This is a genomic window from Mesorhizobium sp. WSM4815 (assembly GCF_055811575.1).
This window is the reverse complement of record NZ_JBVVQS010000098.1, coordinates 374,045-394,096: the sequence shown is the minus strand read 5'-3', so window position 1 is coordinate 394,096 and position 20,052 is coordinate 374,045. Positions and strand designations below refer to the sequence as shown.

At 62.6% G+C, this 20,052-nt stretch carries 16 protein-coding genes; 8 read left to right on the top strand and 8 right to left on the bottom strand.

Translation table 11 applies throughout. The annotated features are described in order from the left end of the window. Positions 1-373: 373 nt before the first annotated feature. The 3 genes from prfB to AC0L2B_RS23010 form a co-directional block, all read right to left on the bottom strand. Positions 374-1,505 (bottom strand): peptide chain release factor 2 gene (gene prfB, locus AC0L2B_RS23020; protein ID WP_128173254.1). Its coding sequence is split into 2 segments (ribosomal slippage): positions 374-1,438 and positions 1,440-1,505, totalling 1,131 coding nucleotides; the frame shifts between segments, so codons are not numbered across the junction. A 141-nt stretch (positions 1,506-1,646) separates the two neighbouring features. Then, positions 1,647-4,103, bottom strand: coding sequence for a penicillin-binding protein 1A (locus AC0L2B_RS23015; RefSeq protein ID WP_473746913.1), 2,457 nt, complete (start codon positions 4,101-4,103; stop codon positions 1,647-1,649). A 212-nt stretch (positions 4,104-4,315) separates the two neighbouring features. After that, complete coding sequence (locus AC0L2B_RS23010; RefSeq protein ID WP_473746912.1) at positions 4,316-5,641, bottom strand: N-acetylmuramoyl-L-alanine amidase; 1,326 nt, start codon at positions 5,639-5,641, stop codon at positions 4,316-4,318. Positions 5,642-6,327: 686 nt separating this feature from the next. Between AC0L2B_RS23010 and AC0L2B_RS23005 the strand changes: the two genes are divergently transcribed. Then, positions 6,328-9,375, top strand: a complete 3,048-nt coding sequence (locus AC0L2B_RS23005; protein ID WP_473746911.1) for an Rne/Rng family ribonuclease — start codon at positions 6,328-6,330, stop codon at positions 9,373-9,375. Positions 9,376-9,490: 115 nt separating this feature from the next. Here the strand turns inward: AC0L2B_RS23005 and AC0L2B_RS23000 are convergent, their stop codons facing one another. Both AC0L2B_RS23000 and AC0L2B_RS22995 read right to left on the bottom strand, forming a co-directional pair. Further along, positions 9,491-10,420: a glutaminase gene (locus AC0L2B_RS23000; RefSeq protein WP_473746909.1), complete on the bottom strand. Its 930-nt coding sequence runs from the start codon at positions 10,418-10,420 to the stop codon at positions 9,491-9,493. A 4-nt stretch (positions 10,421-10,424) separates the two neighbouring features. Further along, positions 10,425-11,573 (bottom strand): pyridoxal phosphate-dependent aminotransferase, encoded by a 1,149-nt coding sequence (locus AC0L2B_RS22995; RefSeq protein WP_473746908.1) that lies wholly within the window; start codon positions 11,571-11,573, stop codon positions 10,425-10,427. 207 nt (positions 11,574-11,780) lie between these two features. Here AC0L2B_RS22995 and AC0L2B_RS22990 point away from each other — a divergent pair, with 207 nt between their 5' ends. The 6 genes from AC0L2B_RS22990 to aat all read left to right on the top strand — a co-directional run bounded on the left by AC0L2B_RS22990 (position 11,781) and on the right by aat (position 17,316). Continuing rightward, positions 11,781-13,175, top strand: coding sequence for a M48 family metalloprotease (locus AC0L2B_RS22990; protein WP_473746907.1), 1,395 nt, complete (start codon positions 11,781-11,783; stop codon positions 13,173-13,175). Between the two features lie 101 nt (positions 13,176-13,276). Beyond that, positions 13,277-14,080: a DsbA family protein gene (locus AC0L2B_RS22985; protein ID WP_473746906.1), complete on the top strand. Its 804-nt coding sequence runs from the start codon at positions 13,277-13,279 to the stop codon at positions 14,078-14,080. A gap of 306 nt (positions 14,081-14,386) precedes the next feature. Beyond that, positions 14,387-14,821 carry a type II 3-dehydroquinate dehydratase gene (aroQ, locus tag AC0L2B_RS22980; RefSeq protein WP_031254564.1) on the top strand — a complete coding sequence of 145 codons (435 nt, stop codon included), beginning with the start codon at positions 14,387-14,389 and terminating at the stop codon, positions 14,819-14,821. 26 nt (positions 14,822-14,847) lie between these two features. Continuing rightward, positions 14,848-15,306, top strand: a complete 459-nt coding sequence (gene accB / locus AC0L2B_RS22975; RefSeq protein ID WP_023798158.1) for an acetyl-CoA carboxylase biotin carboxyl carrier protein — start codon at positions 14,848-14,850, stop codon at positions 15,304-15,306. 19 nt (positions 15,307-15,325) lie between these two features. Beyond that, positions 15,326-16,669, top strand: a complete 1,344-nt coding sequence (gene accC, locus AC0L2B_RS22970) for an acetyl-CoA carboxylase biotin carboxylase subunit (protein ID WP_027154457.1) — start codon at positions 15,326-15,328, stop codon at positions 16,667-16,669. Between the two features lie 29 nt (positions 16,670-16,698). After that, the gene (aat, locus tag AC0L2B_RS22965) at positions 16,699-17,316 is read left to right on the top strand and encodes a leucyl/phenylalanyl-tRNA--protein transferase (RefSeq protein ID WP_027154458.1); all 618 of its coding nucleotides are present in this window, start codon (positions 16,699-16,701) and stop codon (positions 17,314-17,316) included. A 25-nt stretch (positions 17,317-17,341) separates the two neighbouring features. Here the strand turns inward: aat and AC0L2B_RS22960 are convergent, their stop codons facing one another. From AC0L2B_RS22960 to AC0L2B_RS22950, 3 genes are all read right to left on the bottom strand, one after another. Continuing rightward, a complete protein-coding gene (locus AC0L2B_RS22960) occupies positions 17,342-17,710 on the bottom strand; it encodes a hypothetical protein (protein WP_128173247.1) in 369 nt (122 codons plus the stop codon). Positions 17,711-17,828: 118 nt separating this feature from the next. Then, entirely contained in the window at positions 17,829-18,428 is a 600-nt protein-coding gene (locus AC0L2B_RS22955; protein ID WP_473746905.1) for a DUF2155 domain-containing protein, read from the bottom strand. A gap of 126 nt (positions 18,429-18,554) precedes the next feature. Further along, entirely contained in the window at positions 18,555-18,953 is a 399-nt protein-coding gene (locus AC0L2B_RS22950; protein WP_473746904.1) for an NADH:ubiquinone oxidoreductase subunit NDUFA12, read from the bottom strand. Positions 18,954-19,201: 248 nt separating this feature from the next. On the opposite strand from AC0L2B_RS22950, the gene panB reads away from it, so the two are divergent. After that, positions 19,202-20,044: a 3-methyl-2-oxobutanoate hydroxymethyltransferase gene (gene panB, locus AC0L2B_RS22945; protein ID WP_473746903.1), complete on the top strand. Its 843-nt coding sequence runs from the start codon at positions 19,202-19,204 to the stop codon at positions 20,042-20,044. Positions 20,045-20,052 lie beyond the last annotated feature (8 nt).

Here is a 20,052-nt window from a genome sequence, read left to right as displayed (position 1 = left end):
CGGCTCGTCAGGTCGCAGATACGCCGCGTCCGGCCATAAATGCTTTTTCCCCCAACGTTCGGATGCTGGCCTGATTCCTTTGCTGGCGCAAGAAATTGCTGTGCAATCGAGCGCCGACATCTGCAGCCGGAACCAGCCTGCCGGGGCTGACGAGAGTGACTTCATCAACCCCGGCAGTGGGATCGCGCGGATAACGAGATTGAACTCGCAGTGGTTCCGGGCCAGGCGACGGCAGGCCTGCAACAATGAACCCGGAGGTAGAAGTAATTGTCGAAAATTCGATGAAAAAACAAAGCCATAAAGCACCCGCTCAATTACAGTGAAGAGCCTGTTACTCTAGCGTGATGTTCCTGCTGCTTGGGGCTTAGAAGCTTCAGTCGATATCGGCCACCACTTCGCCGGCGCCGCCCTCGATGCGCTGCGACAGCGAGGCCTCCATGAAATCGTCGAGGTCGCCGTCCAGCACGCTCGACGGGCTTGTGCTCTCGACGCCCGTGCGCAGATCCTTCACCAACTGATAGGGCTGCAGAACGTAGGATCGGATCTGATGGCCCCAGCCGATATCGCTCTTCGACGCTTCGGTGGCGTTGGCCACCGCCTCGCGCTTCTTCAGTTCTTCCTCGTAGAGCCGCGAACGCAGCATCTCCCAGGCCTTCGCCTTGTTCTTGTGCTGGGAGCGCTCAGCCTGGCAGGCGACCGCGATGCCGGTGGCGAGATGGGTGATGCGGACCGCTGAATCGGTCGTGTTGACGTGCTGGCCGCCCGATCCGGACGAACGATAGGTGTCGATGCGGACATCCGATTCGGAAACGTCGATCTCGATCGTATCGTCGATCACGGGATAGACCCAGACGCTGGCGAAGGAGGTGTGACGGCGCGCATTGCTGTCATAGGGCGAAATACGCACCAGACGGTGAACGCCGGATTCCGTCTTCAGCCAACCATAGGCGTTGTGGCCCTTGATCAGCAGCGTGGCGGACTTGATGCCGGCCTCTTCGCCGTCATGCACTTCCAGCACCTCGACCTTGAAGCGGCGCCGCTCGGCCCAACGCGTGTACATGCGCAGGAGCATCGAGGCCCAGTCCTGGCTTTCGGTGCCGCCGGCGCCGGCATGGATTTCGAGATAGCTGTCGTTGGCGTCGGCCTCGCCCGAAAGCAGCGTCTCGATCTGGCGGGCCTTTGCTTCGCCGCGCATCGAGCGGATCGCCGCTTCCGCCTCGGCGACGACACCCTCATCGCCCTCTTCCTCGCCAAGCTCGATCAAGCCGATATTGTCTTCCAGCGCCTGGGTGAGGCCTTTGACTGCGGCGATGCCTTCCTCGAGGCCCTGGCGCTCACGCATCAGCTTCTGCGCCTCCAGCGGTTCGTTCCAGAGGCTCGAATCCTCGGCACGCACATTCAGGTATTCAAGCCGCTTTATGGCTTGATCCCAGTCAAAGATGCCTCCTCAGCAGGGTTATCGCCTGCCTGATTTCGTCGACAATATTCTGCGTTTCCGCGCGCATGGCTGAATGTTCTGTCCTGTGCTGAAATGGTGCCCTGTCGCTTGAGCAGAGCTTGGGTTGGCGCGATACATAGGGACGGCACCGCCGCCTGTAAAGCGAAATGGGCCGGCTCGAAAACCGGCCCAAATACCCTATCCTATGTCAGTAGAGCCCGCCGCCGCCGGACTGGATGGCCTGGTTGGCCTGTGGCGACAGCGCGCCGCCGGAGGCGTTGGAGCCGTCCTCACCCATGCCGATCACCCAATAGCTGTCGGCGGGGCCGGTGCCCGGCTTGAAGGCTTCGATAAAGGCGCCGGCGTCGTCCGGGTTGGCCCGCATGCCGGTTTTGCGATTGATGGCGATCAGTTTCATGCCTTCGGGAACCTGGAAATCGACATTGGGCGTGCCGTCCAGCGCCACGCGCATGAAGTCCTTGAAGATCGGCGCAGCAAGGCCGCCGCCGGTCGCGCCCTTGCCAAGACCTTTGGGCTGATCATAGCCCATATAAAGGCCGACAACGAGGTTGGGCGTATAGCCGATGAACCAGGTATCCTTCTCGTCGTTTGTCGTTCCAGTCTTGCCGGCGATGTGGCGGCCGAGTTCGGCAACGGTAGCGCCGGTACCGCGCTCGACGACGCCCTCCATCATCGAAGTGATCTGATAGGCGGTCATCGGATCGAGCACCTGCTCGGAATTGTCGACCAGTTCCGGCTCAGGCTGGTTCTGCCATTCAGCCGCATTGCAATTTTTGCAGCCGCGTTCGTCCTGCCTGTAGACCGTCTTGCCGTAGCGGTCCTGGATCCGGTCGATCAGCGTCGGCTTGATCGACTTGCCGCCGTTGGCCATGATCGAATAGGCCGATACCATGCGCATCACGGTCGTCTCGCCCGACCCCAGCGCCATCGGCAGATACGGCGCCAGTCGGTCATAGACGCCGAAGCGCTCGGCATATTCGGCGACCAGTTTCATGCCCATGTCGTTGGCCAGGCGCACCGTCATCAGATTGCGCGACCTCTCGATACCGGACCGCAAGGTCGCCGGGCCCGCAGTCCTTCCATCGTAGTTTTTCGGCGTCCAGGTCGTGTTGCCGCTCTTGATGGTGATCGGGCCATCCATGATCACCGAAGCCGGCGTATAGCCATTGTCGAGAGCGGCCGCATAGACGATCGGCTTGAACGACGAACCCGGCTGGCGCATGGCCTGCGTGGTACGGTTGAATTCGGATAGCGAATAGGAGAACCCGCCGACCATGGCCAGAACGCGCCCGGTATGCGGATCCATGGCGATCAGGCCGCCCTCCACTTCGGGGGCCTGGCGCAAGATATAGGCCCCATCCGTGTCTTCTTTCTTCTGCACGAAGATGACGTCGCCAGGCTTCAGCACGTCCGCCGGCGATTTGGCCTTGACGGTCTTGCCGCCGACCACATGACGCATGGCGAAGCTCATATCCTCGCGGCTGACGGTGCCTTCGACGCGATCCTTGACAAGTTCGCCCGAGATCTGCCGGGTCGGCCGAAGGCCGATCGACAGACCGCTCTCCGAGCTGTCGAGCACGACAGCGAGCGACCATTCGGGCACGTCGTCCAGTCCCTTGACTTCGCTCAAAGGCACGCCCCAGTCGCCGGACGGGTCGATGGTCTTCACCGGCCCACGATAGCCGCGCAGCGTATCGAACTTCATCAGGCCGTTCTGCATGGCTTTGCGGGCGATGAGCTGCATCTTGGGATCGAGCGTCGTACGGACGGACAGGCCGCCCTCGTAGAGCGCATTCTCGCCGTAGCGCGCGCTGATCTGGCGACGCACCTCCTCGGTGAAATATTCGCCGGCGAACAGATAGGTGCCGGAGCGGCGTGGCTTGACGCCGAGCGGCTCGGCCTTGGCCTTGGCGCCTTCCTCTTGCGTGACGTAGCCGTTGCCGACCATCTGGTCGATCACCCAGTTGCGGCGCTCGATGGCGCGGTCGGCATATTTGAAGGGGTGATAGTTGGAGGGGCCCTTTGGCAAAGCCGCCAGATAGGCCGTCTCCGCCACGGTGAGTTCATTCACTGCCTTGTCGAAATAGGTGAGCGCTGCGCCGGCGACGCCATAAGCGCCGAGCCCGAAGAAAATCTCGTTAAGGTAGAGCTCGAGGATGCGGTCCTTCGAATAGGCCTGCTCGATGCGGAAGGCGAGGATCATCTCCTTGATCTTGCGCTCGTAGGTCTGGTCCGAGGACAACAGGAAGTTTTTCGCCACCTGCTGGGTGATCGTCGAGGCGCCGACCTGGCGCTTGCCCGAGCCAGCATTCTGCAGATTGACCATGACTGCGCGGCCAAGGCCGGTCATATCGATGCCGGGGTGATTGTAGAAGTTCTTGTCCTCGGCAGACAGGAAGGCCGCCTTGACACGATCCGGCACCGCCTGGATCGGCAAATACAGGCGCCGCTCGCGCGCATATTCGGCCATCAGCGCACCGTCGGACGCATGGATGCGGGTCGTCACCGGCGGTTCATATTTGGCCAGGACCTCGAAATCGGGCAAATCCTTCGACAAATGGCTGATATAGATCGCCACGCCGGCCGCGACCAAAAGGGCCAGCGCGGTGCCGATGCCGAAGAAATAGCCAATAAGACGAATCATGCCCGCTCCAGTCCTTGGTTCGGGAATTGCCTAAACGAAGCCGCCTTTCGCGCAAGCTTTCGAGACGATCCCGACCGGTAATCGAAAATCCATGTCGCCACCATGTGGGCAAAATGCGGCAGCCTGGAATTTCGGCTTCGAATGGCGAAAATATAAGTGCAAAGTGTTGTCGTCGTGCAACGCTGCCTCTGGTTGTGGCGAGGGCTGGCATCTCAGCCTCCGGTTCCGGCTCCGGCCTTGGCTGAAGCGAACAGGGCGATGGCATTGGTTATGCTCTGGGCCGCCTTGCTGCGCCAATCGGCGCTGAGCAGTTGTGCCTCGTCCTTGGCATTCGACAGATAGCCGAGTTCGACCAGCACGGAGGGAACATCCGGCGCCTTCAACACCTTGAAGCTGGCCGAACGCTGCGGATTGTTGATGAGGCCGACACTGGTGGAAAGCTGGCCGACCAGCGTTTGGGCAAAACTCATCGAGAAACTGTGCGTCTCGCGGCGAATCAGGTCGATCAGGATGTCGGTTACTTCCTTGTTGTCGTCCTTGATTTCCATACCGGCGAATTGGTCGGAAAGGTTTTCACGGTCGGCGAGCGCCTGAGCTTCGGGATCGGAAGCCTTGTCGGAGACGGTGTAGACGGTTGCGCCGCGAAGGCCCTTGACCCTGATGGTGTCGGCGTGGATCGAAATGAGCAGATCGGCCTCGTGCTGGCGGGCAATGCGCACGCGGTCGTCCAGCCGCAGGAATTGGTCCGTCTCGCGCGTCATGAACACGTCGTATTTGCCGACTGCGGCGAGTTTGTCCCGCAATTCGGTGGCGAAAGCGAGCGTGACGTTCTTCTCGACGGTGCCGTTCATGCCCTCGGCGCCGCCGTCGATGCCGCCATGGCCTGGATCGATGACGACGGTGAAGCGATGGCCTGGATTGGAGACAGGGCCGGTGCCGACCCTGCCGCCCTTGTCGGAGGAGACCGTCGAGCCGGTGGTCAACGCCTGATTGGCAAGAGCGGCGTCGAACTCCCGCACGGACGCCGCCGACATGTCGATGGCGATGCGGTAGCCGTTGCCGTCATCGTTCTTGAGCACGTCGAACCTGTCGACGGCGAACGGACCCTTGCCGGTGAGAATCAGCCGCGACACTCCCTCGCCGAGATCGCCGTAGCGCACGCTCCTGACCAGGCCGCGCGCCTTCACGTCCTTGGCATTGATGGCGAATCTCGTGCTTGGCAGGTCGACGACCAGACGGTGGGGGCCGCGCAGCAGGAACCATTTGACGTCGGGCTCACGATCGAAATTCATGACGATGCGCATCTTGGTGGCGTCACCGGCCATTTTGTAGCTCGTCACTGCCAGCGGCGCGTCGGCGGCAAAGGAAACTGGCGAAAGAGCCAGGCAAACGACAACCAGCAACAGCAGACAAGCAGCGCGGAAGAAGTGGGCAGCGCGGAAGCGGGCACCTCGCAAGTGGGCAGCGCGGAAGTAGGCGGCGTAGAAAAAAATGCCTCCGGCGCGACCACTCATGTGCGTGAAGACTGCCAGTGCCATCTCTTCCAGTCGCTCCGGTTTGGCGTAGGCGCCCGATCCTGTTGTCGGCCAATCTTGCTTGTCGGAGTGTCGTCGTCTTGTCGAACGCCGGTCAGGCCGCGAACTCGATTAACGGTTGGTAACCAGAGAAGGTTAACCAAGCCTTTTCACGCAACGCTTAAAGCCGTGCTTCCGTTGCGGAACTGCATTTTGCCGGCATCGGAAATCGGGGTTGCCTTCCAACCCGCCAAATCATAAAAGCGATGGTGGATCACTGCAATCCTGGAACCGTCCTTCTCCGCAGCTTCCTGCTACAGGTGAGATGAACGACGGCTCCTTTCGCGTCAGGCGAAAAAGGCAACAGGTGATCGCGACGAATTTCGCAGGTGTAAGCCCGTGGCGGGGGAAGCGCCTGCGTGAGGAAAACGGCCGGGATTGTCCCGCGCCGGCTCTGTACGAGCAAACAAGCTGGTCCGGTTTTCCCGGGCTTTGGTTCAAAAAGGTTCTGCTGGTTACGATGGCTTCAAGCGCAATCATGGAAAGGTCCGCAGCAAACCGCGCCATTATGGCTGCGGGCGGCACCGCCATGGCGCTCAGGCAGCGGCCGGCGGACATTCAATTGCCCGGCACCCATGTTCATCCACATTCACAGCGGCGGGCTTTGCCCCGCAAGCTGCGGCTGACGGCTGCCGGGGGGAAACGAAATAATGCCCAACAAAATGCTGATAGACGCCTCCCACCCGGAGGAAACACGAGTTGTCGTCGTTCGCGGTAACCGTATTGAAGAATTCGACTTTGAATCCCAGGACAAGAAGCAGCTCAAAGGAAATATCTACCTCGCCCGCGTAACCCGCGTCGAACCCTCGCTTCAGGCAGCCTTTGTCGAATATGGCGGCAACCGTCACGGTTTCCTCGCCTTCAGTGAAATTCATCCCGACTACTACCAGATTCCGGTCGCCGACCGTCAGGCGCTGTTGCGCGCGGAAGCGCAGGAGGCTGAAGACGAGGACGATGAGGACGGCGATGGCGACGATCGCCAGAACCGCGATCGCGGCCGGCGCGGACGCCGCCGCGGCGGCAAGAGCCGCGACCGAGGCGAACACAAGCGTGATGCAGGTGCGGCCGATTCGGACGCTTCTGGCGATTCCAATGACAGCGGGTCCAATGACAGCGGGTCCAATGACAGCGGCTCCAATGAGGGCGGCGAACACGGCGAGGATGCGGTCGCGCAGAACGTCGATGCCTCAGAAAAAGTCGACACGCCGTCCACTGCTTCGGAACATGGCGAGGATGTCGCCAGTCATAGCGAGGCAAGTCCTGATGAGACGAGCCGTGACGAGACTGGCCATGGCCGTGACGAAACTGGCGGTGACGAAACTGGGCCTTCCGAAGGCGGTCCGAACTCCATCGCCGCCAGCATCGAATCGGATGTGATTTCCGAAGCCGTGCCGCAGGCTGATGCGGCCGGCGAAGCCACCTCTACCGACAATGATCGCGGCATGCTGGAAGAGGTGCAGTCATCGCATTCGGATGACCATGAGGTCGAATCGGTCGGCGCCGAGGATGCGCTGGAAGAAGCGCGCAACCGCCGCAAGCCGGTGCGCCGCCAGTACAAGATCCAGGAAGTGATCAAGCGCCGGCAGATCCTCTTGGTGCAGGTCGTCAAGGAAGAGCGCGGCAACAAGGGCGCGGCACTCACCACCTACCTGTCGCTTGCCGGCCGCTATTCGGTGCTGATGCCCAACACGGCGCGCGGCGGCGGCATCTCGCGCAAGATCACCAACGCGCAGGACCGCAAGCGGCTGAAGGAGGTCGTCGCCGATCTCGAAGTGCCGCAGGGCATGGGCGTCATCCTGCGCACGGCCGGCGAAAGCCGCACCAAGGCCGAGATCAAGCGCGACTACGAATATCTGATGCGGCTTTGGGAAAACGTCCGCAACCTGACGCTGCAGTCGACGGCCCCTGCCCTCGTCTACGAGGAAGGCAGCCTGATCAAGCGCTCGGTGCGCGACCTCTACAACAAGGACATCGACGAGATCCTGGTCTCCGGCGAAGAGGGCTATCGCGAGGCCAAGGATTTCATGCGCATGCTGATGCCGAGCCACGCCAAGGTCGTGCAGCCGTTCCGCGACACGACGCCGATCTTCGTGCGCAGCGGCATCGAGGCGCAGCTCGACCGCATGCTGCAGCCGCAGGTGACGCTGAAGAGCGGCGGCTACATCATCATCAACCAGACCGAAGCGCTGGTCGCCATCGACGTCAATTCGGGCCGCTCCACCAAGGAGCACTCGATCGAGGACACAGCGCTTCACACCAATCTGGAAGCGGCCGAGGAGGTCGCACGGCAGCTGAGGCTGCGCGATCTCGCCGGCCTGATCGTCATCGACTTCATCGACATGGAGGAGAACCGCAACAACCGCTCCGTCGAGAAGCGGCTGAAGGATCACCTCAAGAACGATCGCGCCCGCATCCAGGTCGGCCGCATCTCGCATTTCGGCCTGATGGAGATGTCGCGCCAGCGCATCCGTGCCAGCGTGCTGGAATCGACGATGAAGCCTTGCCCGCATTGCGGCGGCACCGGCCATGTGCGGTCCGATTCGTCCGTCGCGCTGATGGTGGTGCGGGCGATCGAGGAATTCCTGCTCAAGGATTCGCGCAGCCACATCACGGTGCGGACGCCGGCGGCGACCGCGCTCTATGTGCTCAACCACAAGCGCGGCACGCTGGTGGAGTTCGAAAACCGCTTCGGCCTGACCATCACCGTCGAGGCCGACGATACGGTCGGCGCCCAGCACTATGCGATCTTCCGCGGCGCGCTGGCCGAAAAGCCTGAAGGCTTCGTCGAGGTGCGGACCTTGCCCGCCTATGTCGAGCCGGAAGAGCCCGCCGACGAAATCGTCATCGAGGAGGAGGAAGACGAGGTCGTTGCACCGGCGGAGCAACCGCGCCAGGCGCAGCAGCCGCAGCAGCCAAGGCCCAGCGAGGATGGCGAAGGCCGCGACCGCAAGCGCCGCAAGCGCCGCAGACGGCGCGGCGGCAAGGATCGCGACCGCGAGCATGGCGCCCCCGTGGAAGGTGCGTCCATCTCGGCCACTGCCGATGGCGTCTCCGAGGCCGCAAGCGATGAAGGCGCCGAAGCAGACCACGAGGACCAGGTCGGCGTCACCGAGGCGGTGGAAGCGTCGGATGACGGGCAAGAGCCTAAAGGTCGGGAGCCTGATGAAGGTCTGGAGCCTGACGAAGGTCTGGGCAAGAAGCGTCGGCGCGGCAAGCGCGGCGGCAAGCGCAATCGCCGTGAAGACGGCGAAGGCGAGGTCGATGCAGGCACTGCCGAGTCGGCTGACCGTCCCGAGGTCTTGGAGGCCGTCTCCGGCGAACCGGCAGCAGCAACGCCGGTGGAAGCCACGCCGGTCGAAGAGCTTGTCGACCTTGCTCCGGCCAATGACGACATGCCAAGCGCCGAAAAGCCGAAGAAGCCGCGCCGCGCTGCCAAGCCGAAGAAGGCCGCGGCGGACGTCGTTGCCGAGACGCCGGTAGCCGAGCCGGAAATTTCTGCCGAGGCTCCCGCAGCTGTTTCAGAGGAAACAGCCGTGGCCGCCGTCGACGAGAAACCGAAGGTCCGCCCATCGCGACGCAAGCCCGTACCGGTCGATGCTCCGGTTGAGCCGATCGTGTCCTCGACTGTTGCCGAAGAGGAAAAGACCGAGGAGAAGCCGAAGCGTGCCGGCTGGTGGCAGCGGAAAGGCTTTTTCTAAGCTTTTCGGTAGGTTATCCTGATCTTTTGAACAAGAAAAATCCCGCGCTGTCCTACCGACAGCGCGGGATTTTTCTTGTCTGAAGCGGGCCAATCTCTATGGCGCCCCCAAATCTCTATGGCGCGAAAACCGACCAGTTCATCATCTTCGCCAGCCTTTCCAGCGCAATCGACCCCAGCCTGGAATTGCCGTTGGCGTTGAGGCCGGGCGACCAGACGGCGAGCGAGGCCACGCCCGGGACGATCGCCAAAATGCCGCCGCCGACGCCGCTCTTGCCGGGGATGCCGACGCGGAAGGCGAAATCGCCGGAGCCGTCATAGTGGCCGCAGGTCAGCATCATCGCGCCGATGCGGCGCGCGCGCTCGGCCGACACCACGGAATAGCCAGTCGCCGGGTTCTTGCCGCCATTGGCGAGGAAGCGGCCGGCCAGAGCCAGTTGCCGGCAGCTCATCGCGATGGCACAATGGTGGAAATAGACGCCCAGTGCCAGATCCGGCGCGTGGTTGAGATTGCCGAAGGATTTCATGTAGTTGGCGAGCGCCAAGTTGCGAAAACCGGTGGCTCGTTCCGAAGCCGCGACCTCGCGGTCGATGATGATGGTCTCGTCGTCGGCCAGGAACTGGATGAAGCGCAGGATCTCGCCGATCGCCTCGCGCGGCTGGTGGCCGGCGAGCAGAATGTCGGAAATGACGATGGCGCCGGCATTGATGAACGGATTGCGCGGAATGCCGTTCTCGTGCTCGAGCTGGACGATCGAGTTGAACGGGTTGCCCGAAGGCTCGCGCCCGACACGCTGCCACAACGCGTCGCCGACATTGCCAAGCGCCAGTGTCAGCGTGAACACCTTCGAAATGCTCTGGATCGAAAACGGCTCATCGGCGTCGCCCGCCATCAGCACGCGACCGTCATTGGTCACCGCGGCAATGCCGAACTTTTTCGGATCGACATTGCCGAGCTGCGGAATGTAGGTCGCGACGTCGCCGCGATCGGTGCGCTCGGCCATTTCGGCGGCAATCTCGGTCAAAGCCTGCTCGAGGTCCGGCATCGCGCTATCTCAGCCAGCGTTCGATGCGCATCATCGCCTCGACCATCTCGTCGTGGCTGCCGGCATAGGAAAAGCGCATGGCTCGATGACCTTGAAGCGGATCGAAGTCGCGACCGGGCGTCGCCGCCACATGCGCCTCGGCCAGCATCTTGCGCGCGAAGGCCATGCTGTCGTTGGTGTGCCTGGTGACATCGCAGAAGGCGTAGAACGCCCCGTCCATCGGTGCCGCCAGGGTAAAGCCGAGTTCCGGCAGGCGTTTCATCAAAAGCTCGCGATTGCCTGCGTAGCGCGCCTTCACCGCCTCCAATTCCGCGGTTGCCTTGAACGCCTCGATCGCGGCGATCTGGGACAGTTCGGGCGGTGAGATGTAGAGACTCTGGGCGATGCGCTCGACCGGCCGCACCAAGGGTTCCGGCAGCACCATCCAGCCGATGCGCCAACCGGTCATGCAGTAGTATTTCGAGAAGGAATTGATCACCGTCACGTCAGGGCCGCAGGCAAGTGCTGTGCTGTCCGGCGCAGCGTAAGCCAGCCGATGGTAGATCTCGTCGGAGATCGCGGCGATGCCGAGCTCTTGTGCCGTCGTCACCAGCGCCGACAGCTCGTCGGCGGGGATAATCGCCCCGGTCGGATTGGCCGGGCTGGCAAACAACACGCCCTTCAGCGTCTTTTCGCGATGCGCAGCCTTCAGATGCTCGGCGTGGAGATAGGCATCACCGTCGAGCTCGATCTCGACGATCTCGATGCCGAGCGCGGCCATGATGTTGCGATAGGCCGGATAACCGGGTGCGGCGATGGCGACACGGTCGCCTGGATCGAACATCGCCAGAAATGCCAGGTTGAAGGCGGCCGACGATCCGGTGGTGACGGCGATCCGGCCGGGTGAAACGGCCAGCCCGTAGTGGTCGGCATAATGCTGCGCGATAGCCTCGCGCAGGCCCGCAAGACCCAATGCGTCGGTGTAGCCGATGCGCCCCATCTTCAATGCGTTCGTCGCCGCTTGCCTGACTCCGGCCGGCGCCGGATCGGACGGCTGGCCAACGGCCATGGAAACGACCGGCACGCCCGTGGCCTTCAGCCGATTCGCTTCCGCCAGAACGTCCATGGCGTGGAACGGCTCGACGTCGCCGCGACGCGAAAGCGATACAACCATTTGACCTCATTTCCTTGTTCGCCCTTGGGTCCGCCCTTTGGGTCAGCCCTTTGAGATCGCCCATGGGCCGGCGCTTGCCGGCTGCCGGCGCCGCGCTTTGGCGTCCCGCGCCGCACAAATGCCCGATTGATGTGAGGTTCACAAGTTCAGTAAAGTTTCAGTGCCGACTTTTCATCCTTCACCCGCTCGTCTACCAGTGGACCTGCCATGTTGAGCCGACCCAAATCGACGATAGCCAGGGCAGCGCGCGCCTTCGCGACGCTTTCGCTTGCCGCGGCGGTCGCTGTGACCGGCACCGTCAGCGCTTTTGCGCAAAACGTGCCGGTGGTGCGCGATGCCGAGATCGAGGCGCTGGTGCGCGCCTATGCGCGGCCGATCTTCAGGGCCGCGGGCCTGCCGGAAGACGGCGTCGACATCGTGCTGGTCAACGACCAGAGTTTCAACGCCTTCGTTGCCGGGTCCCGCCTGTTCATCAACACCGGCGCCCTGATGTCGGCGGAGACGCCCAACGAGATCATTGGCGTCATCGCTCATGAAGCCGGCCACATCGCCGGTGGCCACCAGCAAAAATTGCGCAACCAGCTCGAACGCGCCAAGACGATGGCCATCATCGCGACGCTGCTTGGCGCCGGTGCCATGGTTGCCGGCGCCACCAGCAAAAGCCGGGGCCTGGCCGGCGCCGGCATGGGGGTTGCAGCTGGCGGCGGCGAGATGGCGCAGCGCAGCATCCTCGCTTATCAGCGCACCGAAGAGATGACCGCCGACCGCTCGGCGATAACCTATCTCAATGCCACCGGCCAGTCCGGCCTGGGCATGCTGAAGACCTTCGGCCGCTTTCAGAGCGCACTTTCGCTCTCGGGGGCGCAGGTCGACCCCTACCGGATCAGCCATCCGCTGCCGCGCGAACGCATCGCCAACCTCGAAGTCCTGGTCAAAAAAAGCCCCTACGTCGAAAAGGTCGATCCGCCGGCGCTGCAGCAGCGGCACGACATGATGCGCATCAAGATCGCTGCCTATATGGGCGGTCAGGCCGCCGCATCGCGGCTGATGCGCAAGATGCCGGGCAGCCTCGCCTCGCAATATGGCGACGCGCAGACGAGCTACCTTTTCGGCAATCTGGCCGGGGCGCTCGCCAAGACCAACGCGCTGATCAAGGCACAGCCGAAGAACCCCTATTTCCAGGAATTGCGCGGCGACATCCTGATGAAGGCGAACAAACCGAAGGCTGCCGCGGAAGCCTATGCCAAGGCGGTCAGCCTCGACCCAGCGCGATCCGGGCTGCTGCCGGTTTCCTACGGCCAGGCGCTGATGGCAGTCGGCACGCCCGATTCCCTGGAGAAAGCGGTGGTGCAGATCAACAAGGGTCTCGCGCGCGACCGAGAAAACGCCGTCGGTTACCGCCATCTTGCGCAGGCCTATGGCGAGCTTGGCAACATTCCGGCCGCCGACCTTGCGACCGCCGAAGGCCATTTCTATTCTGGCGCCTACAAGGATGCCAAGATCTTCGCAATGCGCGCGCAGATGAAAATGAAGCGTGGCGAGCCGGGCTGGATCCGCGCGCAGGACATCATAAACTACGCACCATCAGGCAAGAAAAAGTGAACCTTCCGGCCGTGCGCGGCGACAAGTAGTTGGACCAATCGGGTAGTCGAACCAATCGGGTCGGACAACCCGGCCGGAAACCAGGCAAGAGGATCAGGATGATGAAGAAGGCAATTCTGCTGGGCACCACGGGCGTGGCGGTCGCTCTCGCCATGCTGGGTTTCGGGTTCGTGACCGGAAGTCCGCAGACGGCAAAGGCCGATGCCGCGCAGATCGCCCAGGCAGCCTCCGCCGACGCCAAGATCGACCGGGCTGAAGTCGAAGGCATCATCCGCGACTATCTGCTGAAGAACCCGGAAGTGCTGCTGGAAGCTCAGGAGGCGCTCGAGGCCAAGCAGAAGGAGGCGCAGCGCGTCGCCAGTCTCGACGTCATCAAAGATGCCAAGGACCAGATCTTCAACTCGGCCTTCGACGGCGTCGTCGGCAATCCGAACGGCAAGGTCACCATCGTCGAATTCTATGACTACAATTGCGGCTACTGCAAACGCGCCATGGAGGACATGCAGACGCTGACGACAGCCGATCCGGATCTGCGCTTCGTGCTCAAGGAGTTCCCGATCCTCGGCCCGGATTCGCAGAAGGCAAGCGTCGTCTCGATGGCCTTCCACCTGATGATGCCGGAGAAATACGGCGAGTTCCACAACGCGTTGCTCGGCGCCCAGGGACGCGCCACCGAAGCGGCGGCCATCAAGGTAGCGCTTTCGCTCGGCGCCGACGAAGCGACGCTGCGCGAGAAGATGAAGGATCCGTCGATCGCCGAGGCCCTCTCCAAGACTTATGATCTTGCCAACAAGCTGGCCATCACCGGAACGCCCTCCTATGTGGTCGGCAACGAGGTGGTGTTCGGTGCGCTCGGCCAAGGCGTGCTGGCGGAGAAGATCGAAGCGGCCAAGGCCGCACTCTGATCGGCGGCTGGCTTTCGGCGCAGGCCATTTTCCGCCTGTTGTGGACAGCGAAAGAACCCACTTGCGCTCTTTTCGCAGGCGTCTAAGCCCATTATAGAGACCCGGTGCGCCGACTGATGCCGGCGCTGATGTGGTGGATTTGAAGTTCCTGCTGCTTTGGTGGCGTCAGTGTTCAGGAACTTTAAATCCACCACATCAGAAATGTATAAATTGCCAGTGTGGCTTTGAAGCCGAAATTCGTTCAAAGCGCTGCTCCAAGGTATTGCGAATTTCGGATTCGAAACCACACCGGGAAAGGTCGGCATTTTGAAAACGGTTTTCGTCCTTAACGGTCCCAACCTCAACGCGCTCGGCAAGCGCGAGCCGGGCATCTATGGCGGCAAGACGCTGGCCGCGATCGCCGACGATTGCAAGCAGGCAGGTGCGGCACTTGGGCTCGAGATCGATTTCCGTCAGTCGAACCATGAGGGCGACCTCGTCGACTGGATACAGGAAGCCGCCGACAAGGCTGTCGGCATCGTCATCAATCCGGGCGCCTACAGCCACACCTCGATCGCCATTCACGACGCCATCCGCTCCGTCGCGCCATTGCCCGTCGCCGAAGTTCATCTTTCCAACATCCATGCGCGAGAATCATTCCGCCACGTCTCCATGGTCTCGCCAGTCGCCGTCGGCGTGATCTGCGGGTTCGGGCCGCTCGGCTACACACTGGCGCTGCAGGCGCTGGCCGCACGCCTATGACCGGCCAACAAACAGAAGGCTCGAAAATGTCGATAAAAAAGAATGGTGTTGACCAGCAGCTTATCCGCGATCTGGCGGGCATACTGAACGACACCAACCTCACCGAGATCGAGGTCGAGCTGGGCGACTTGAAGGTGCGCGTGTCGCGACAGGCGCCGGCCGTCCATGCGGTCGCCGCAGCGCAGCCCGCCTATGCGCCGCCGGCAGCGCAGCCGGCTGGCGCAGCCGCCCCGGCAGCGGCCGACGTGTCCAAGAACGCAGTGGCCTCGCCGATGGTCGGCACCGCCTACCTGGCGCCATCGCCCGACGCCAAGGCGTTCATCGAGGTCGGCCAACAGGTCAAGGAAGGCCAGACGCTGCTGATCATCGAGGCGATGAAGACGATGAACCAGATCCCCTCGCCGCGTGCCGGAACGGTGACGGCGATCCTGTTCGAGGATGCGCAGCCGGTCGAATACGGCATGCCGCTCGTCGTGATCGAGTAGAGCCGGGAACAGCCGAAAAATGTTCCAGAAAATCCTCATCGCCAATCGCGGCGAAATCGCTCTGAGGGTGCTGCGCGCCTGCAAGGAGCTCGGCATCCAGACGGTGGTGGTGCATTCCACCGCCGACGCCGACGCCATGCATGTGCGTCTCGCCGACGAGAGCGTCTGCATCGGCCCACCGCCGTCGCGCGACAGCTATCTCAACATCCACCAGATCGTTGCGGCGTGCGAGATCACCGGCGCCGACGCGGTTCATCCGGGCTACGGATTCCTGTCGGAGAATGCCAAATTCGCCGATATCCTCGCCGCGCACAACATCACGTTCATCGGCCCGTCCGGCGATCACATCCGCATCATGGGCGACAAGATCGAGGCCAAGCGCACCGCAAAGCGCCTTGGCATTCCGGTGGTGCCCGGCTCCGACGGGGCGGTCACCGAGGAAAAGGAAGCCAGACGCATCGCCGCCGAGATCGGCTACCCCGTGATCATCAAGGCGTCGGCCGGCGGCGGCGGACGCGGCATGAAGGTGGCGCGCAGCGAAGCCGATCTTGTGGTCGCACTGCAGACGGCGCGCTCGGAAGCCGGTGCCGCTTTCGGCGACGACGCCGTCTACATCGAGAAGTATCTCGAAAAGCCGCGCCACATCGAGGTCCAGGTGTTCGGCGACGGTGCCGGCCGCGGCGTGCATTTCGGCGAACGCGACTGTTCGCTGCAGCGCCGCCACCAGAAGGTCTGGGAAGAGGCGCCCTCGCCGGCGCTCAATGCCGAGGAGCGCGCGCATATCGGCGGCGTCTGTGCCAGGGCGATTGCCGATCTCGGCTACTCCGGCGCCGGCACCATCGAATTCCTCTATGAGAACGGCGAGTTCTATTTCATCGAGATGAACACGCGCCTGCAGGTCGAGCATCCGGTGACGGAGGCAATCACCGGCATCGACCTCGTGCATGAGCAGATCCGCGTCGCCTCGGGCGGCGGGCTTTCCATGCGCCAGGAAGAGATCCGCTTTCAGGGCCACGCCATCGAATGCCGCATCAATGCCGAGGATCCGCGCACCTTCACCCCCTCGCCCGGCACGATCACCCACTTCCACACGCCGGGCGGCCTCGGCATCCGTGTCGATTCCGGCGTCTATTCCGGCTACAAGATCCCGCCCTACTACGACAGTTTGATCGGCAAGCTGATCGTGCACGGCCGCAATCGCGTCGAATGCATGATGCGGCTGCGGCGGGCCCTCGACGAATTCGTCGTCGACGGCATCAAGACGACGCTGCCGCTGTTTCGCGATCTCGTCGGCAATGCCGATATCGCCAATGGCGAGTATGACATCCACTGGCTGGAAAAATATCTGGCCGATGAGGATTAGGACGTGAACTTATAGAATATAATGACGCGATGACCCGTCCCTACGCGCCAGGCTATCGCATCCCGACCGACCTGTTGCTCAAGGCCTACGCCTCGGGGGTCTTTCCGATGGCCGAAAGCGCCACCGATCCGGAAGTGTTCTGGGTGCGGCCGGAGACGCGCGGCATCATCCCGCTGGACGGATTTCACACGCCCAAAAGCCTGAGGAAGGCGATCCGGAAAAACCTGTTCGATATCCGTTTCGATTTTGATTTCGAGGCGACCATCGACGGCTGTGCCGAGAGGCGCGAGGAACGCCGGTCGACCTGGATCAATGCGCCGATCCGCGAGGCCTATGTCGAACTGCATCGGATGGGCCATTGCCATTCGGTCGAAGCCTGGCGCGAGGGTCGGCTGGTTGGCGGCCTCTACGGCGTGTCTCTCGGCCGGGTGTTCTTCGGCGAAAGCATGTTCGCCAGGGAAACGGACGCGTCGAAGGTCTGCCTGGTGCACCTGGTCGAACGCCTGAAGGAACGGCGCTTTGCGTTGCTCGACACGCAGTTCACCACCGAGCACCTCAAACGCTTCGGCGCGGTCGACGTGCCAAGGGGCAAGTATGAAAAGATGTTGGCCGACGCGCTGAAGGGCGAGGCGGTGTTTTTCCCATGATCTGCGCCAAAGGTCGGGTTTTTGGTCAGGTTTTTGCGGCAGGCTCAAGAGGCGTCTGCGCGTGGAACATCATCTTCCAGCCATTGACGCGATGGACATAGCCGGTGCTGACCAGCGCCGCATAAGGCTCGCCATTCTCGCGCGTGGCATGGGCCTCATAAGTCAGCATGACAATGTCGCTGCCCGGCTCGATGATGCCCTTGAGGTCGATGTCGAGATCGCGCCAGCGATTTGGGTCCGTCGCGGTTTCGGCCAGATCGGCGTTGCTCATCGTTTGCGCCATCTGTGGGAAAGCCACCAGGCATTTGGTGTCGGCATTGGCTTTGAAATAGGCAGCGTCGCCGGTCCAGAACCCTTTTTCGAGATCGAGGAGTTCGTTCTTGTTGGCCATCATGCGAACATCTCCGTAACGCCAGCCATGACCAACGCACGGAGAATAAGGCGGTTCCGGAAGGCTCAGTAAGTGATTGCGAACGGGCGATCCCGCACGCCAGGCATTATAACTGGTCTGGCTAATTGGTTTTGGCCGCGTCGGGTGCCGGCACCTCCGACTTCTGCTTGCAGCCCTTCAGCCAGACGTCGTAGACGGCGTGCTCGACGGCGTTGAGGCCGGGGCTTTCGGCAAACATCCAGCCGGTGAAGATACGGCGGATCTTGCGATCCAGCGTGATCTCGTCGACCTCGACGAAAGAATCGGTCTTCGGCTCTTCGGTTTGCGGCTGCGAATAGCAGATGCGCGGCGTCACCTGCAAAGCGCCGAACTGCACCGTTTCGTCGATATAGACATCGAAGGTGATGATGCGGCCGGTGATCTTGTCGATGCCGGCGAATTCGGCGACAGGATTGGTGATGCGTTGTGGCGCCGCCGGTGCCGCCGGCGCCACTGTCGCATCCGGTTCCACCGGCGCATCCGGGTCCAATGGCGGTGCAGCCGGGTCCACTGGCGCCTCCGGTTCCACTTGCGCCTCCGGCTCCATTGGCGCCTCAAATTCCGTCGGCGCCCCCGGGTCCACTGGCGCCTCCAGCGTCTGAGCGGCGGCGATGCTAAAAGCCGCAAAAGCGGTGGCGGCCACCGTCAGTCCGCCTATCGAGATTCGGCTGAAAATGCTCATGTAGGGATCCGGTCGTTTGCGCCCGGGGTGATTCTGTCGCGCCCAAGGCTAGTCGCTGCTGTCAGATCGACAAGCTGCTAAACGCCAATTGTGGCGATAAAGGATCGATCCGCCCCTGGCGAGCGGTTACGACCCCGGCGTCCAGGCGTCGTAATCGCCGGTCACCTGCGGGCGATGCTGATTGCTGAGTATGGAGCCCTTGGGGCGATAGGCCGCGGCACTTCCGGTGAGGTTCGGCTGATGCGACTTCTGCCAGTCGTGCGGCTTGTAGTTGTCGCTCGGCGGCGGGACATCGACGCGGTGATGCATCCAGCCATGCCAGCCGGGCGGAATCATCGAGGCTTCCGAATAGTCGCGATAGATGACCCAGCGGCGGGTGCGGCCTTCCGAATCGACACCACCCTCGTAGTAGACGTTGCCGGCCTCGTCCTGCCCGATTTTCTTGCCATGCCGCCAGGTGTGGAAGCGTGTGCCCAGCGTCTGGCTGTTCCACCAGGTGAAAAACTGCAGAAGGAAAGTCTTCATCCAAAATCCTCGCGGCAAGTTCTCGCGGCGGCAGCGGCGGCGCCTGTTTCCTGCTTATGGCGTCAGGCCATCGCCAAGGCAAGGGTTTTGCCGCATGAGCCGCGCAAATCGCCGTCGGAAAACCGACGCACCGTGGCAAGCCTTTCGCGTCCTGTCGAGGCATGCCTTGCCAAGGCTGCCCGGTCTTTCTAAAGCTCAGCGCGCCGCATGCAGGTACCCAGCCTGATTGACGGTTGAGGGAGGGAATGATGGCCCCAGACGCATCCGGCGCCGATCCGCGGATCAGTGCCAGCTCCATTCGCCTGCGCAAGGGCGGCGAGCCGATCGTCTGCCTCACCGCCTATACCTACCCCATCGCTCGCCTGCTCGACGATCATGTCGACCTGCTTCTGGTCGGCGACAGCGTGGCCATGGTTCTCCATGGCCACAAGACCACGCTGGGCGCCTCGCTGGAGATGATGATCGCCCACGGACAAGCGGTGATGCGAGGGTCAGCCAGGGCCTGTGTGGTGGTCGACATGCCGGCCGGAAGCTATGAGGCAACGGCGCGCCAAGCTGTCGCCTCGGCGCGGCGGATCGTCGGCGAAACCGGTTGCCAGGCCGTCAAGCTGGAGGGTGGCGTGACAGTTGCCCGACAGATTGCGGCGATTGTCGCTGCCGGCATTCCGGTCATGGGACATATCGGCTTGCAGCCGCAATCGGTGGAAAGCGACGGCGGCTACAGGATCAAGGGCCGGACCGACGAGAATGTGGCTGCGCTTTATCGCGACGCCGAAGCGGTCGAAAAGGCCGGCGCGTTCTCGGTGGTCATAGAAGGCACCGTCGAGACCGTCGCCGCCGACCTCACCCGGCACATTTCCATTCCAACCATAGGCATTGGCGCCAGCGGCGAGTGCGACGGCCAGATCCTGGTCATCGACGACATGGTCGGCCTGACCGTCGACCGGGTGCCGAAATTCGTCAAGCAATATGCCGACCTGCGCATCGTCATATCGCGGGCGGCAGCCGGCTATGCGGCGGAGGTGCGCAGCCGGACATTCCCCGGCCCGAACCACGTTTTTTCGGCCGCAGCCGACAAGGGCGAAGCATGAGCCGGGGC